The organism is Ignavibacteriales bacterium (assembly GCA_026390815.1).
Classification (GTDB): domain Bacteria; phylum Bacteroidota; class Ignavibacteria; order Ignavibacteriales; family SURF-24; genus JAPLFH01.
On the sequence record JAPLFH010000049.1, the window covers coordinates 22,238 to 38,531 of the forward strand.

Annotated in this window: 15 protein-coding genes; 8 read left to right on the forward strand and 7 right to left on the reverse strand. The window is 33.6% G+C overall.

The genetic code is table 11. The features are described from left to right. Nucleotides 1-21 precede the first annotated feature (21 nt). Genes ribE through NTX22_15395 form a run of 3 tightly spaced genes read right to left on the reverse strand, consistent with a single transcriptional unit; the run spans nt 22 to nt 2,051 of the window. A complete protein-coding gene (gene ribE / locus NTX22_15385) occupies nt 22-501 on the reverse strand; it encodes a 6,7-dimethyl-8-ribityllumazine synthase (GenBank protein ID MCX6151907.1) in 480 nt (159 codons plus the stop codon). Nucleotides 502-511: 10 nt separating this feature from the next. Then, nucleotides 512-1,390 (reverse strand): PHP domain-containing protein, encoded by an 879-nt coding sequence (locus NTX22_15390; protein ID MCX6151908.1) that lies wholly within the window; start codon nt 1,388-1,390, stop codon nt 512-514. Further along, nucleotides 1,362-2,051 carry a Crp/Fnr family transcriptional regulator gene (locus tag NTX22_15395; protein ID MCX6151909.1) on the reverse strand — a complete coding sequence of 230 codons (690 nt, stop codon included), beginning with the start codon at nt 2,049-2,051 and terminating at the stop codon, nt 1,362-1,364. Before NTX22_15395 ends, NTX22_15390 begins: the two co-directional genes overlap by 29 nt. Before the next feature lie 333 nt (nt 2,052-2,384). On the opposite strand from NTX22_15395, the gene gap reads away from it, so the two are divergent. From gap to NTX22_15415, 4 genes are all read left to right on the forward strand, one after another. Further along, entirely contained in the window at nt 2,385-3,443 is a 1,059-nt protein-coding gene (gene gap, locus NTX22_15400; protein ID MCX6151910.1) for a type I glyceraldehyde-3-phosphate dehydrogenase, read from the forward strand. Nucleotides 3,444-3,544: 101 nt separating this feature from the next. Beyond that, the gene (locus NTX22_15405; protein ID MCX6151911.1) at nt 3,545-4,744 is read left to right on the forward strand and encodes a phosphoglycerate kinase; all 1,200 of its coding nucleotides are present in this window, start codon (nt 3,545-3,547) and stop codon (nt 4,742-4,744) included. A 134-nt stretch (nt 4,745-4,878) separates the two neighbouring features. After that, the gene (locus tag NTX22_15410; protein MCX6151912.1) at nt 4,879-5,829 is read left to right on the forward strand and encodes a rhomboid family intramembrane serine protease; all 951 of its coding nucleotides are present in this window, start codon (nt 4,879-4,881) and stop codon (nt 5,827-5,829) included. Then, nucleotides 5,829-6,143, forward strand: coding sequence for a DUF4296 domain-containing protein (locus tag NTX22_15415; GenBank protein ID MCX6151913.1), 315 nt, complete (start codon nt 5,829-5,831; stop codon nt 6,141-6,143). The genes NTX22_15410 and NTX22_15415 overlap by 1 nt, the downstream gene beginning before the upstream one ends. Here NTX22_15415 and NTX22_15420 read toward each other — a convergent pair. Continuing rightward, nucleotides 6,130-8,718, reverse strand: coding sequence for a RecQ family ATP-dependent DNA helicase (locus NTX22_15420; GenBank protein ID MCX6151914.1), 2,589 nt, complete (start codon nt 8,716-8,718; stop codon nt 6,130-6,132). The genes NTX22_15415 and NTX22_15420 overlap by 14 nt on opposite strands. A gap of 92 nt (nt 8,719-8,810) precedes the next feature. On the opposite strand from NTX22_15420, the gene NTX22_15425 reads away from it, so the two are divergent. From NTX22_15425 to NTX22_15440, 4 genes are all read left to right on the forward strand, one after another. Continuing rightward, nucleotides 8,811-9,749: an ABC transporter ATP-binding protein gene (locus NTX22_15425; protein ID MCX6151915.1), complete on the forward strand. Its 939-nt coding sequence runs from the start codon at nt 8,811-8,813 to the stop codon at nt 9,747-9,749. Continuing rightward, nucleotides 9,746-10,564 (forward strand): ABC transporter permease subunit, encoded by an 819-nt coding sequence (locus NTX22_15430; GenBank protein MCX6151916.1) that lies wholly within the window; start codon nt 9,746-9,748, stop codon nt 10,562-10,564. The genes NTX22_15425 and NTX22_15430 overlap by 4 nt, the downstream gene beginning before the upstream one ends. A gap of 105 nt (nt 10,565-10,669) precedes the next feature. Next, nucleotides 10,670-11,605, forward strand: coding sequence for a 3-hydroxyacyl-CoA dehydrogenase NAD-binding domain-containing protein (locus tag NTX22_15435; protein MCX6151917.1), 936 nt, complete (start codon nt 10,670-10,672; stop codon nt 11,603-11,605). A gap of 14 nt (nt 11,606-11,619) precedes the next feature. After that, a complete protein-coding gene (locus NTX22_15440; GenBank protein MCX6151918.1) occupies nt 11,620-12,837 on the forward strand; it encodes an acetate kinase in 1,218 nt (405 codons plus the stop codon). A 150-nt stretch (nt 12,838-12,987) separates the two neighbouring features. Here NTX22_15440 and NTX22_15445 read toward each other — a convergent pair whose 3' ends face one another. The 3 genes from NTX22_15445 to dacB all read right to left on the reverse strand — a co-directional run bounded on the left by NTX22_15445 (nt 12,988) and on the right by dacB (nt 16,205). Then, nucleotides 12,988-13,830 carry a hypothetical protein gene (locus tag NTX22_15445; protein MCX6151919.1) on the reverse strand — a complete coding sequence of 281 codons (843 nt, stop codon included), beginning with the start codon at nt 13,828-13,830 and terminating at the stop codon, nt 12,988-12,990. A gap of 134 nt (nt 13,831-13,964) precedes the next feature. Further along, entirely contained in the window at nt 13,965-14,723 is a 759-nt protein-coding gene (locus tag NTX22_15450) for a TSUP family transporter (GenBank protein MCX6151920.1), read from the reverse strand. Between the two features lie 12 nt (nt 14,724-14,735). Then, on the reverse strand, nt 14,736-16,205 hold the full coding sequence (dacB, locus tag NTX22_15455) for a D-alanyl-D-alanine carboxypeptidase/D-alanyl-D-alanine-endopeptidase (protein ID MCX6151921.1): 1,470 nt from the start codon (nt 16,203-16,205) through the stop codon (nt 14,736-14,738). Between the last annotated feature and the right edge of the window lie 89 nt (nt 16,206-16,294).

The window sequence follows — 16,294 nt, forward strand, 5'->3', positions numbered from 1 at the left end:
AATCAAATATCTTATTTGCTACTATTTGTTCTTAGTACCAATTTCTGTCATCAAATCTGCCATTTCAATTGCGCTTATTGCAGCATCCCAGCCTTTGTTGCCGGATTTGGTTCCTGCTCGTTCAATGGCTTGTTCAATAGAATCTGTAGTTAATACACCAAACGTAACCGGCACACCATACTTTAAGGAAGTCTGTGCAATTCCTTTTGTCACTTCGGAAGCGATGTATTCAAAATGAGGTGTAGCGCCGCGTATTACAGCACCCAAACAAATTACAGCGTTATATTTTTTTGTTCCGGCAAGTTTATCTGCAGCAAGTGGAATTTCAAATGAGCCGGGGACTTTGATAACATCAACACTGTTTAAATCGGCATGGTGCCTGTTTAAGCAATCGATTGCTCCGTCTAAAAGTTTTTGACTAATAAGATCATTAAACCGGCTTACAACAATTGCAAATTTATAATTTTTGGCTGAGAGTTTTCCTTCAATTACGTTGTACATTTTTTCTCCTTTATGCACTATTCTTTGTTAGCATTTTTTTCATAGCTTCCAGGTCAGAAAAAGGAATTGTGAATTTACCAAAGTTATCTTCATCACCCCGTTTACCACCATGGAAATCTGAACCACCGGAGGCAAGAAGACAATACTCATTCACTATTCCCCGGTAAAATTTTATCTGAGAAGGGTTATGAGATGGATGGAGAACTTCAATTCCATCCAATCCAAAATTAATTAAACTTGTTAGTATTCGTTCCTGTATAAATCCTGGATGAGCGATAAAAGATAACCCATCAGCATCATTAATTAATTTTAAAGCGCTTTGAGGTGAAACGTGTATCTTCCTTTCGAAAGCGGGACAATTGTTTCCAATATATCTATCAAAAGCATCATAAAAACTATTAACATAACCAGCTTCCAATAAAGCATTTGCAATATGTGGTCTTCCTACTGCGCTATTCATTGCTATAGACATAACGTGATCAAAAGAAAGCGCTACACCAATGTTATTTAATTTCTTTACAATGCGCTGGGCACGGTTATAACGTTCCTGTCTGAAAAAGCTTAAGTATTTCTGAAATTCTTCATTTTCAATATTAATAAAATAACCGAGTAAATGAACTTCTTTATCTTCAAGGTCTGTGCTTATTTCAACACCAGAGATAACTTCAACACCTATCTGTTTTCCAATTTCTGTTGCTTCTGCAATTGCGCTCAAATTATCGTGGTCTGTTATACTTATTATATCAAGCCCTAATTGTTTGGCTTTATAAACTATTTCCGATGGTGTATAAAATCCATCAGAACATTTAGTGTGTACGTGCAGATCTACTTTTAGTTCCATAAAAGGTAACGGTAAAATATTAACCGTAATTCTCCTTGAATTTTTCATAATTCAATATTCGTAATTTCGATCCATCTAACTCAAGTAAACCTTTCTTGGCAAATGAATGTAGAGTTCTAGAAATTGTTTCTCTTGAAGTTCCAGCCATATTTGCTAAATCTTGTTGTAAAGGTAGTTTTTCAATTTCCACAATACCATGTTTAATCTTACCAACATCATCAGCAACCTGCAAAATTACAGTAGCAACTTTTCCTTCAGCATCTTTTAAAGATAGAGCTTTTATTTTCATATCAGCGGCTCTAAGTCTTGCTGTTAATTCCTGCAACAGTGCAATTGATACTTCAGGATGAGTTTTTAAAAGATCAATAAAATCATTCCTTTGAATGATAAAAAGTTCAGATTCTTCTGTTGCAGTAACAGTTGCCGATCTGTTTAAGCCATCAAGTATTGCCATTTCTCCAAAAAAGTCAGATTCTGATAAAATAGTTAAAATTACTTCTCTACCATCTGTGCTGGTTCTTGCTACTTTTACTTTTCCTTTTGTAATAACAAATAAAGCAGAACCAACCTCTTCTTCCAATAAAATTACAGTTTCTTTTGGGTAAATTTTCTTTTTACCTAATCCGGCAATTTTTTCAAGTGTCTCTTTGTCAAGATCAGCAAAAATTGGAACATTCACTAAGAATTCCGCTAAACTTAAAGCTAGCATTTCAACCCTCTTATATTTTGAATGTAAATTATTTCTAATATCATAAAATTTTTTTTAATAAGGTAAAGATTTTGCGAAAATTTAATTTTCTCCAGTGCTAATATAATTATTTTTAATAAAAATGCTAATAAAAAGGTTTTAGAGTACGTGCACACTTAAATTAAACAATCAAATTTGGATTGAAGTGCAATAATGAAAAGTTAATGATTAATACAGCTAAATTTTGCAGTAATTAATCATTCTTAGCATACCTTAATTGATATTATAGCGTTGAATAACTATATTTACACAGCAATTTTAATAAAGAAAACTTATTTAGGAGGTACTAATTTTATGGCAGTCAATGTTGGAATTAATGGATTTGGAAGAATTGGCAGATTGGTTTTTAATGCCATGGTGGAGAAAGGTTTGTTAGGTAAAGAAATAAACGTTATTGCAGTAGTTGATGTTAGTACAAATGCAAAATATTTCGCGTATCAATTAAAATATGATTCTGTTCATGGCAGATTAAACGCAGAAATAAGTACAGAAAAAAGTAAACCTGAATTAGAAGAGGATGATGTTTTAGTTGTTAATGGAAATAAAGTTCGTTGCGTTGCGGCTACTAAAGATCCATCACAATTACCCTGGAAAGAATTAGGTGTTGATTTTGTTATTGAATCTACTGGATTATTTACAGATTCTGAAAAAGCAAAAGGGCACTTAGCTGCCGGTGCAAAGAAAGTTATTATTTCTGCTCCTGGTAAAGGCGATGTAAAAACTTTATTAATGGGTGTGAATGATAATGAGTATGATCCAGCAAAACATAATATAGTTTCTAATGCATCTTGTACAACAAACTGTTTGGCTCCTGTTGTTTACGTTCTGTTAAAAGAAGGGATTGGAATTGAAACAGGTTTGATGACAACTATACATTCTTATACAGCAACCCAAAAAACCGTTGATGGTCCTTCAAAGAAAGACTGGCGTGGTGGCAGAGCTGCTGCAATTAATATTATTCCTTCTTCAACCGGTGCAGCAAAAGCTGTTGGTGAAGTTTTACCAGCTACCAAAGGTAAGTTAACGGGAATGTCATTCCGCGTTCCTACAGCAGATGTTTCTGTTGTTGATTTAACTTTCCGCGCAACCAAGGATACTTCAATTGAAGAAATTGATGGCTTGCTGAAGAAAGCTTCTGAAACTTATTTAAAAGGAATTCTTGGTTACAGTAAAGAAGAAGTTGTATCATCTGATTTCATTCACGATGAACGTTCTTCTATTTATGATTCTTTAGCTACGTTGCAAAATAATTTAAAAGGTGAAAAACGCTTCTTTAAAGTAGTTTCCTGGTATGATAATGAATGGGGTTATTCTTGCCGATGTGTTGATCTATTGCTTAAAATGGCAAAATAATTTATAGATGATTTACCAGAAGACGCAGTTTCCACTTTCTTAGTTGGGCTGCGTCTTTTTTTTAGTTAAAACATTTAGAGAAATTAATTCCTGGAGGAAAAATGAACAAACTTTCGATTGATAAAATTGAACTTAAAGGTAAAAGAGTTTTGGTAAGAGTAGATTTTAATGTTCCTTTAGATGAAAACTTGAAGATTACTGATGATATTAGAATTACATCTTCACTTCCTACAATAAAAAAGATCATCTCGGAAGGTGGAAAAGCAATTTTAATGAGTCATCTCGGAAGACCAAAGGGTGGTCCTAATCCTAAATACAGTTTAAAACCAACAGCAATTAGATTATCTGAATTACTTGGTGTGGAAGTTAAAATGGCTCCTGACTGCATTGGCGATCAGGTGAAAGCGATTGTAAATTTGTTGAAAGATGGTGATGTTCTAATTTTAGAAAATGTAAGATTCCATCCTGAAGAAGAAAAAAATGATCCGGAGTTTGCAAAGAAGTTAGCTGAATTGGGAGATGTTTACATTAATGATGCATTTGGCAGTGCCCACCGTGCTCACGCTTCAACAGAAGGTGTAACTAAATACATTAAAGTATGCGCAGCAGGATATTTGATGCAGAAAGAATTGGATTATCTTGGTAAAGCTATCTCTGAACCAGAAAGACCATATGTAGCAATCCTTGGTGGTGCAAAAATTTCCGGTAAGATTGATGTTATTCAAAATCTTTTTCCAAAAGTTGATACTTTGATTATTGGTGGTGGAATGGCGTATACTTTCTATAAAGCAATGGGATATGAAATTGGGCATTCTCTTCTTGAAGCAGAAAAAATTGATTTGGCAAAAGAAATTTTAGAAAAAGCAAAAACCGCCAAAGTAAATTTCTTGTTGCCTGTTGATGTTGTTGTTGCTGCGGAATTTAAAAACGATTCTCCTTCTTCTGTAGTTGATATTAAAAATATTCCTGCTGATCAACAAGGATTAGACATTGGTCCAAAATCAATTGAACTTTTTAGCAAAGAAGTTCTAAAAGCAAAAACTGTTATTTGGAATGGTCCGATGGGTGTTTTTGAATTTGATAATTTTGCAAAAGGAACAGATGCAATTGCTAAGGCTTTAGTTGAAGCTACATCAAAAGGAGCTACCACCATAATTGGTGGTGGTGATTCTGCTGCAGCTATTAAAAAAGCTGGTTTGGAAGATAAAGTTTCTCACGTATCAACCGGTGGTGGTGCTTCGTTAGAATTTTTAGAAGGAAAAATTCTTCCTGGAGTTGAAGCTCTTAATAATGCGGATTGATGAGTGCGGATTGCGGATTGAAAAGTAATTTAAAAATTTCAATCCGCAATCTGAAATCAGCATTCCGAAATAGTAAGATGAATCTTTTTTAGTCTTAAGATGTTTAACATATAAAAGAATATAAAGGTAGATTAATGTATAATGAGCGAGATTATTATCGTCCGACAGGTTTAGGTGGGTTCAGTGTGTTTCCTCCGGTAATTAAAAATCTTTTAATAATTAATGCAATAGTTTATTTGATAAACAATCTCATACTTGCAAACCTAAGTGTTAGCGGCATTCCTGCTGAAGTAATAATTACCCGCTACTTTGCACTCATTCCTATTTCCGGATTACCTATTGGGTACAATCCACTTACCGGAGAAGTGCTTACTGCATTATTCTATCCCTGGCAATTAGTTACTTATCAATTTCTTCATGCTAATTTCTCTCATATTCTTTTTAATATGATCGCACTCTGGATGTTCGGAATGGAAATAGAAAATTTGTGGGGTTCTAAAAAGTTTTTAATTTATTATCTGCTTTGTGGAATTGGTGGTGCAATTGTTCAATTACTTGTTCAACTTATAACTGGTTCAGGTATGGCGCAAACTGTAGGTGCTTCAGGAGCAATATTTGGAGTTATGATTGCCTTTGCCATGATGTTTCCTGATAGATACATTTATATTTACTTCCTCATTCCTGTAAAAGCAAAATACCTAATTGCAATTCTTGTTGTGTTTGAATTTATGTCTGCCGGGCAGCCAAGTCTTGTTGCCCATGTTGTTCATTTGGGTGGTGCAGTTGTTGGATTTCTGTTTATCTTATTCGATAAAAATAATCAGTTTAGTTTTGGTAAGATGATGAATTCATTTAAAAAATCTACTTACGGTTCACCAAAATCAAACGGGTTCAGGAAAAGATTTTCGCCTAACGCTAAAGTGGAAGACGCTGATTTTTATGAAATCAACGGTCAGAAAAAAGAAAACATTCATGTTACTCAGGAAGAAATTGATAAAATTTTGGATAAGATTAGCCAGAGTGGTTACCAGAATTTAACTGAACACGAAAAGAAAATTCTTTTTGAGGCAAGCAAAAAATCCTGATGAAGAGCTTAATTTCTATTTTACTATTTTCATCTTTTTTATTTCTTACCTGCTCTGATGAAAAAGTAATTATGGATGAAGAAAAATTTGCATCGATTTATGTAGACCTGTTAATAAATCAAGAAAAGAACAGGGGAGATACTTCTAAAGTAAAATTAGAGCAGAACAAAATTTTTACGAAATATCAAGTGAACAGGAAACAGTATGAAGCTACACTTGAGTATTATCATAAAGATCCTGAACGCTGGAGAGATTTTTTTGTAAAAGTGAATAATTATTACAACAGGATTGATAAAGGATCTAAATCAAAGTAGCTTTATTTTTTGCCAGGACAATCCGTATTTGCGGGTAGCCTATATCTTCCGGAAAACGACTTTTCAAATCTTTGAGATCAACAAATCCTTTCTTTAATTCCAAATTGATAGATTCAATAATATTTTTGCTGAACAAATTCTGAATATCTGTTTGTGGAAAATATTCTAAAATGGTTTCTATCTGCATTGATACAACTGCTTCAGAAAGTTTACGCAAAGATGCAATTGCCGCAAGATTGTATCCTTTAATAACCAGATTATAAGTTTCGGAAATGTTTGAAGGTATTTTTTCTTCTTGCTTATTGTTTCCGCCTTTTTCATCCAGGTGTTCTTTAACCAATTCAAGAAAATCATTTCCAACTTTATTAAACATTCTATGGTTAAATCCTTTTATACTCAAAATCTGTTGTGTGGATGTTGGTTTAACTTCCGCTACATTTCTTAAAATTTCATCTGGGCAAATCAAATAATTTGTTTGCAAAAACTTTTCGGCTGCCTTATTTCGTACTTCTTTCAATTTGTTAAATAATTCAAGATTTTCCTCATAATCAAAAATATTTTCTTCCTTAGGCAATAATTGTATTCCAATTTTATCCAAGAGTTCTTTGCCTTTATTTCCAATGGTTATCTTTTTGCCAACAACATTTTTAATAATTATTCTTTTTGAAACTAATTCTTCCAGCACATTTTTCAATTCATCTTCAGAATAATTAATGCAGCTTCCGTAAGTGGAATATTCTTTCCCTATCATTCCAAGTAAAATATTTAGTAATCTTTTTTCCTGAATTTCTCCCTTAGCTTCAGCAATTGTTCGTATGAAAATTTCTGAAAGATATTCCAAATCACCCTTGGGAAAACTTATTTTTTCTGCGCAATTATCGCACTTGTTGCAACGATATTCTTTTTCTGCTTCTCCAAAATAATTGATGATAAATTTCATTCTGCAATCATTGGAATAGACAAACTCTGTAACTGAATCAAGTTTTTTTAATGCATGTTCATAACCTTTAATTACTTTGTTGTAATCAAGGTTTAGGAATCTATCACTTACTCTTGGACTGTTCAATCGAACGCTTCTATTCAGAATTGGTTTCGAGTAATCAATTATTCCGGAGTTATAAAGTTGTGAAAGAATATCATCCAGGTATTCTTCGGATGTTTCAAACTTATGCGCAAGATTTGTTAATGAAATTTGTGCTTTTGAATTTAATATTGTGCTGCCATACTCCCGGATTAATAAAAGGATTACATCTTTTACTAAAAAATTCTCTGTTGTTTTTAAAAATTGTTTTAACTTGCTTTGATCGAGATTAAACTGAATCGTGTATTTTTTCTCCAGTTCCGAGACAGATTTAACATAACCCGCTTCTTCAAGAATTTTAATTGATGATTCAAGCAATCCTTTAGAAATATTTTTTTTAAGATACTGGGAAATGTATTCCTGTTTAACCGGAATTTCTTCTTCGCTTTTATTTCCAACTGCAATTTTACCAAAATCGCATATTGCATTATAAATTTCTTTAACAATTTCTTTGGTTGGATTTGAACTTGAGATAAAATAATTATGAATATCTTTATCTCTCTCTTCGTATAACAGGTAAGCGTAAGATTCAAAACCATCTCTTCCAGCTCTTCCAATTTCCTGGTAGTAATTTTCTATGGAAGCTGGCATGTTGTAATGAATAACAAGCCGGATGTCTTTCTTGTCAATCCCCATCCCAAATGCTGTAGTAGCAACAATAATTTTTATTTTATCTTCAAGAAAAAATTCCTGGATATGCTTTCTCTCTTCGGGTGCTAATCCCGCATGATAATAGGCGGCTTCCAAACCATACAGATTTAAAAACTCAGTTACCTCTTCTGTCCTTTTCCTGGAAGAAGCATAAATAATAGCCGGCGTTCCATGTTGATTAATTATCTCTATACACTTTTCTCTTTTCTTTTTTATCCTTATAACTTTTACTGTAAGATTTTCTCGTTCAAAACCTTTTATAAAAATCTTGGGATTTATAAGAGCAAGTTGGGCAGCTATATCATCTATAACTTCCGGAGTTGCAGTTGCAGTAAAAGCGGAAATTGTTTTTATACCAATAAAATCCGCAAACTCTTTTATTTTTCTGTAGCTTGGTCTAAAATTATGTCCCCATTCGCTTATACAATGAGCTTCATCTATAAATAGAAATGATGGAGAAAGATTTTTTATTCTTTCTGCGAATGATAAATTTTCCAATCGTTCCGGTGCAAGGTACAGCAATTTAATTTCTTTACGATTGATGCTGTTAAAAACTTCCTCGGCTTCTCTAAATCCCATGGTGCTATTAATGAACCCCGCCAGTTTTTCATTTTTGTTAAGTGAATCAACCTGATCTTTCATTAAAGCGATAAGCGGAGAGACCACGATTGAAACATTTTCTGTCATAATTGCTGGTATTTGGTAGCACAAAGATTTGCCGCCTCCAGTTGGAAGAATTACAATACAGTTTTTTCCCACCAGGATGTCATCAATAATTTCTTCCTGACCAAATCGAAAAACTTCGTGACCAAAATATTTTTTTAGCGCTTCTTTAGGTGTCATTTGTCGTAAAATTTCAACCGATTCTTTCTATTTTTTACTTATATTTACCCAGTAAAAATTAAATCTTATTCGCTTATTAACCAAGTTAATTTATGATTACAGTTCAGACCGATAATCTTACCAAAATTTATTACTCCAGTTTTAAAAGAAAAAATGTACAGGCGCTTTCCAGTCTAAACTTAACAGTTGATTCTGGTATGATCTTCGGATTTTTAGGACCGAATGGCGCTGGAAAAACTACTTTAGTAAAAATTTTGCTGGGAATTACTCATCCAACATCAGGATCGGCAAAAATTTTAGGTGAGGATATTAAGAATTACAAAGTAAAAAAGAGAATTGGTTATCTACCTGAAAATCACCGCTACCCTTTTTATCTAACAGGCGAAGGTGTTTTAAAATTCTTTGGAAAGCTAAGTGGAGTTGATGACAAAAATTTGAATAAGAAGGTAGATCAATTACTGGATTTAGTTAATCTTGGAAAGTGGAAAAAAACTAAAATTAAAAATTATTCAAAAGGAATGATGCAAAGGCTGGGATTGGCTCAAGCTGTTATAAATGATCCCGAATTGATTTTTCTTGATGAACCAACGGATGGAGTTGATCCGATTGGACGAAAAGAAATCCGTGATTTGCTTCTTGATTTGAAGAGCCAGGGAAAAACAATTTTTCTTAACAGCCATTTACTTTCAGAAGTTGAATTAATTACGGATCGGGTTGCAATATTAAACAAAGGAATTCTTCTTAGAGAAGGAACAGTTAAAGAACTAACCGAGAAAAAGGAAGAATATCAATTTTCAATTGATGGAGAAAATCGGGAATCAGATTTACAAAAATATTCATCTGAATTTTCCTTTTCTAATTTTAAGGATGGATCGTTTGTAGTAAAAGTTGGAAACATAAATGAGCTGAATGTTTTTATTGATTACCTTCGCAGGGATGGTAAAAGTATTAAAGCAGTAATTCCTCAAAAAGAAACTCTTGAAGAAATGTTTATTGCTCTTATTAACGAAACAGAAGGAAAGAAAAAGTGAGGAACATTTATCAAATAACAATTTTCACTTTAAGAGAAGCATTAGCCAGAAAAATTTTTATAATTTTTTCTATCGTATCCACATTAGTTCTTATTGGCTTTGCAATTGGCTTTGCAATGTTTGATTTACAATCATTTATGAATATTAGAATTGGTAAGGGAAACGAGCAGCAGCTTTTAAGTCAAGTTGTTGGTATGGTCAGATCAGTAATCATTGGACCATTATTCGGTGGTGGATTGTTTTTATCAATCTTTTCTACAGCGGGAATAATTTCGGCTCTCTTCGAAAAAGGAAACATCGACCTGTTTTTATCTAAACCAATTTCCCGTGCACAGCTTTTACTTGGCAAATATTTTGGTGGAATCCTGATTGTCTTTTTAAATATTGCATATGTTATTATTGGAATCTGGTTTTTAGTCGGACTAAAATTTTCCAACTGGGACCCGGCTTTTTTGTACTCAATTCTTACAATAACCTTTGCCTTTGCCGTTATTTATTCCTTAATAATTTTTGCTGCTGTACTTACAAAAAGTTCTGTACTTTCAATGGTTTCTTCATATGTTATATTTTTTATTCTCAGTCCTCTACTAATGGGTAGAGAGTTCTTTTTTGAAATAACGCATAGTACATTTTTAAAATCCGTTTTAGACTTTATGTACTATATCATTCCTCTAACTTCGCCTTTGGGAACGATATCCACTTTTCTGGCAATAAATGGGACAATTAATTCATATGAACCAATCATAATTTCATTCGTTCAGCTTATTCTCATTCTTGCTGCAAGCATTACTGTTTTTAATAAAAAGGATTATTAATGATTCAATTCTAACACTTAAACAAAATTTATTTGCTGGAATAGTATTTGTCATTTTTAATAGATTTAAAAAAGTAATTAAGAAATATTTCATTTTAGGAATTATATGAGTGAACAAAAATTAAAACTTGAAGACTTACTCAGCTCGTTTACGGCTTCTGACGAAAAAGATGAAAGAATTGATTCTGTTGCAATTATTGGCGCAGGAGTGATGGGGCAGGGGATTGCACAAACAATTTCTGCTGCAAGCATTGATGTTATGATTGTTGAGAAGGATGAATTACATTTAGCGTTAGCACAGCAAAAAATTGCTGAATCAATGGATAGAGAAATTAGCCGCTGGGCTATGACCAAGAGTGAAAAAAAATCCATTCTAAGCAGGATTAAATGGACAAACAATTTAGTTGACATTAAAGAATGCGATTTGATAATTGAGGCGGTAGATGAAGACTTTGGTCTTAAGAAAATGATTTTTCAGCAGCTTGATGAATTAGCCAAACCAGATACCATTATTGTTTCTAACACTTCAACTCTTAGCCTTACAAAAATTGCGGAATCTACTAAAAGAGCAGATAGGATTATTGGAATGCACTTCCTTAATCCAGTTCCCAAAGTACCTCTTGTAGAAGTTATAAGAGCATTCGAAACCTCAGAAGATACTCTTAAAAAAGGAAAAGCCTTTGCAATCCGTATTGGTAAAACTCCAGTTGAAGTTTATGAATATCCCGGCTTTGTAACAACACGTGCAATTGTTCCATTGTTAAACGAAGCAATGCACATTTTAATGGAAGGTGTGGCAACTGCTGATGGTATTGATACAGCAATGAAACTTGGATATAACTTTCCAATGGGACCACTTGAAATGGCAGATAGTATGGGACTTGATGAAGTGTTAGCTTGGATGGAATCTTTATGGCAGACTTTGGGTGAACCCCGTTATCGACCATGTCCTTTGTTGCGTAAATTAGTTCGCGAGAAAAAACTCGGTAAAAAAACAGGTGAAGGCTTTTATAAATATAACGGCGATAAGAAAATTTTATAGGAGTAAATTCTTAGATGAAAGTTTTAGTATTAAACAGCGGCAGCTCATCAATTAAATACCAATTTTTCGATACAGAAACAAAAGAAGCATTAGCAAAAGGAATTGTTGAAAGAATTGGTATGAGCAGCGCGGTTCTTACTCACGCTCCGCTTGGAAAAGAAAAAATTAAAATCGTTGGCGAAATTTTAGACCACTCAATTGCAATTGAATATGTGATTGCTGTTTTGCTTAGCAAAAACCATGGTGTAATAAAAGATAAAAGTGAAATTGATGCAGTTGGTCATAGAGTTGTGCACGGTGGCGAAACATTTTCTGGTTCAGTTTTAATCACCCCGCAGGTGATGAAAGCCTTAATTGATAATATTGAATTAGCGCCTTTACACAATCCGCCTAACATAAAAGGAATTGAAGCGTGCAAGAAACATTTACCGGATACACCACAATGCGGTGTCTTCGATACTGCATTTCATATAAAAATGCCACCGCACGCATTTCTATATGGAATACCTTATGAACTTTATAAAAAATATAAAATCCGGCGTTATGGTTTTCATGGAACATCACATAGATTTGTATCTGCAAGAGCAGCCGTTTTGATGAACAAACCGATTGAGCAAACTAAAATTATTACTGCTCACTTAGGCAATGGATGCAGCATGGCTGCGGTACTTGGCGGTCTATCCGTTGATACTTCTATGGGCTTTACTCCGCTTGAAGGTTTGATGATGGGAACACGCGGTGGAGATATGGATCCTTCTGTTATTCTTTACATTATGGCAAAGGAAGAATTAACACTTCAGGAAGCAAACACACTTCTTAACAAACATAGCGGTTTGGTTGGTATTAGTGGTGAGAGCAGCGATATGCGGGAAATTGAAACCGCTGTATCTGAAGGAAATAAACGAGCTAAATATGCTTTTGATGTTTTTGTTTACAGGATTAAAAAATACATTGGAGCTTACACGGCAGCTATGGGCGGGCTTGATGCATTAGTATTTACTGGTGGAATTGGTGAGAACTCTGAATTAGTTAGAAAAGAAGTTTGTAAGAATCTTGATTGTGCCGGAATAGAATTAGATGTTGAGTTAAACGACAGCAAACCAGCGGGAGAAGTTCTTTTATCAAAACCGACTGGCAAAGTTAAAGTATATAAAATTCCAACAAACGAAGAATTAGTAATTGCTTTGGACACTGAAGAGATAGTTAGAGAGCAGATGATGGAGATTAAATAAGGCAAAGTTAAAAGTCTAATGTAAGAAAAGGATAGTTCCATTTTTTAGATGCGGTACAATAAAATTTGTACCGCATTTTTTATATCCAATGTTTCAATTCCAAATTGAATAAACCTGGAAAAAATAGTTGTAAATGTTAAAATCTATTTCCTACGGTAACATAATATCCTTCAATGTAAATGGGATTTTCTTTATGGCTTGTGAAGTCATAATATTCAATTGGATTTGTGCATTTTTCGGCATTGCCTTTTCAAAATCATAAACTTGTATATCCTCCGAATTCATCGAACCCTGCGAAGAAATTTCTTTACCTTTCTGATCTAGAAATTCTACATTAATGATCATTGCATCCGGATCTTTAAGCTGAAGAATAATGCTGTTCTGTCCTGGTTCTGACATACCACCAAATAATCCAGCAAGCGCTTTAACCATCTGTCCCATTACATCAGCAGTATCTGTTGCTTGCTCCTGCTTTTTTTTAAGCTGCTCATATTGTGTGGTTGTAAGAATAGATAGTTCAATGTTAGATGCTTTTAATCCAGGATTGGAAATTGGTTTGCCGGATTGTGAAGTAAAATTTTTAATTGTAACAATTGCATTTGGGTCATTCTTTGGAATATACAATTCAACTTCACCAGCAATTTCTTTTATAGTCATTGCCTTACGTGATGGATTTTTCAATTTAAGAGTTAAATCGGCTCTATCCGGTGAATCCTTGTCGAGGTCTGAAAAATTTAACGTCCTTTCTTCCTCCTTAACTAAATCTCTATCCATTTCATCAACTGCTTTTAATATTGTACAACGCATGCTTTTTGCATTCTCCAGAACATCACCAAAAATTTTTAGATCTACCTCTAATCCCGCAAAAAATTCACCGGTAGTTCTTGAATCTTTTACATCTCCGACACTTATTTTAATATCTTGTGCATTCAAGTTCATAAAAGTTATTAAAAGCATCAGCAAAATTTTAACAGTAATCCGTTTTAGTTTCATTGTCCACCTCAAGTTTTATTATTTAGTGTCTAATCTGTTTCAATTGAAAAAGAAATTCGTTAATTGTTTTAATGAATTTAGTTATAACTTAGATAAAATAAGAATTGCAATCAAGAATGAGCATCATAATTATATTAAAAGAACCGGCTGTAAATCAACTTTAATGTTGTTAGCAGAACAATTGTAATAAAAACAGGACGTATGAACTTTGCTCCTTTCTTAATCACCAATCCGGAACCTATCCGTGCTCCTATTATTTGACCAGTAGCCATGGATAATCCAGCAAGCAGAAATATATTTCCACTAATTGCAAAAATGATTAATGAAACTATATTGCTTGTAAAGTTCATTACCTTTGTATAGCCGGTTGCTTTTGTTAAATTAAATCCCAAACCAACAACAAAAGCTATTGCCCAGAAAGAACCAACACCCGGTCCAAAGAAACCATCATAAAATCCAAACATCAATCCAAAAATCAAGTAAAAGATTTTTTCATTTAATCGCTTATGTTTATCAATTTCACCAAGGTTGGGCGTTATAAATGTATAAATGATAATGCAGACTAAAAGTACGGGAATAAAATCATTTAGAAAATCTTTATGAATAAGTTGGACGCTTATTGTTCCTGCAACTGTACCAATAAGCGTAAAAATAATTCCTTGAACGCAATCTCTTAAATCAACTTGTCCATGTTTGATGTAATAGAATGAAGCTGTAAAACTTCCAAAGCTTGATTGAAATTTATTAGTTCCAAGTGCAACGTGCGGTGGGAATCCTAATCCAAGTAATGCAGGCAGAGTGATTAAACCACCTCCGCCAGCAATGGAATCTATTGTTCCGGCAGCAAGTCCGGCGAGAAAAAGTATTGGATGAATCCAGATTGAATCAAGCATTGGTTAATTAATCTAAGGAAGTTTAGCCAATTCAATCATCAGTTTAAGATGTATTCCATCAACATCTTTTGATGTTCCATTATAATTATTGGAAATAAAAGAAAAAGCAATCAGCCTTCCGCTTTGCGATTTTATATAGCCCGAATGACTTCTTACATTTTGAATCAATCCATCTTTTATTCTTGCATTTTTAGCGATGGGTGTTTCAGCACCATAATTTTTAAAATATCCAAAGTCATCATTATCGCCAGCTACACCCAGCGAGTTGTAGAACGAGTTGAAGTATGTTTGCTTTGTATTGAAAGTTAATAGTTTTACAAATGCTTTTGTTGTTATTGAATTAGTTCTCGACAATCCAGATCCATCAGAAAAATTTACCCCTTCTGTCGGGATTCCGTTTTCTTTTAGGAAATTAAAATTAATTTCTGTTCCTTTTTCAAAACTTCCAGTACCCGATTTAACTTTTGCGATAGTTTTTAGAAGCTGTTCAGTGTAAAGATTATTACTTCGTTTATTAATTACATAAACAATATCCCTTAATGGCGGAGAAAAAGTTGAAATAATTTTTTTGATTTCATCATATTTAATTTGTGCTTCAAGTTTATGTGCCGGCTTAGAAACTTTAATTTTATTTTCTTCAAGTTTCTTGGTTAAGTATTGCGCGGCAAAAAGTGGTGGATCTGGAATTGAACCTTTGATTGAAAACTCGTCAACTTCTGCTGGAATTGTTCCTCTTAAGGTGGCATTATACTGTTCCGGCGCGCAGTAAATATATCCATTATCTCCAGAACCTTTCTTACCTGTTTTCATAAAATTATCAAAATGTAATCCGGGAATTTCTGGCTCGGTTCTTAAAACTTTTGCTACTCCGCCAATTTCCTTTGCAGGCTTAAAGAAGAGATAATAAAGATTATTGTTGATACATAAGGCGCTGGTTCCTGCTCCGTAATAATTTCCAATATCTACCCAAAACCAATTGTCAGGAAGAGGTATATGATCGAATAGAAAATCATCCGCTATTACAGAACCAGAAATTTTTTTAATCCCTTTTTGAATAATTGATTGAACCCAGCTTTTCATTAGTTCATCCAAAGATAAAGAACCTTTTACCATGTCTGAGCCAAGAGTTGGGTCTCCACTTCCAACAATAAAAATATTCCCATTCAAAATTCCATTTGTGTTGATCGTACCATCATAATAAAGTTTTGTCTCGTATTTAAAATCTTCGCCAAGATAATTTAGTGCAGCGGATGTAGTTACAAGCTTAAGACAGGAAGCAGGAGCCAAGGCTTCCTCACTATGTAAATCAATTATCTTTTCCTGGTGGTCTGTGTATTCAGCGTAAACACTCCATTGCCCGTTTCTGAAATTTGGAGAAACGATGTTTTCCTGAATTAGCTTATTTATTTCTTCAAATTTTTGAGGATATAAGAATGATGAAGAAATAACAAGTGATAGTAAGATGAATAATTTTGTTTTCATATCTCTAAGAGTTCTTAATAGCGAACAAGGAATAATGAATCTCTAAGTTCTTCACTCAATTTTCAAAATTCCTTGTTTACTAATTTCAA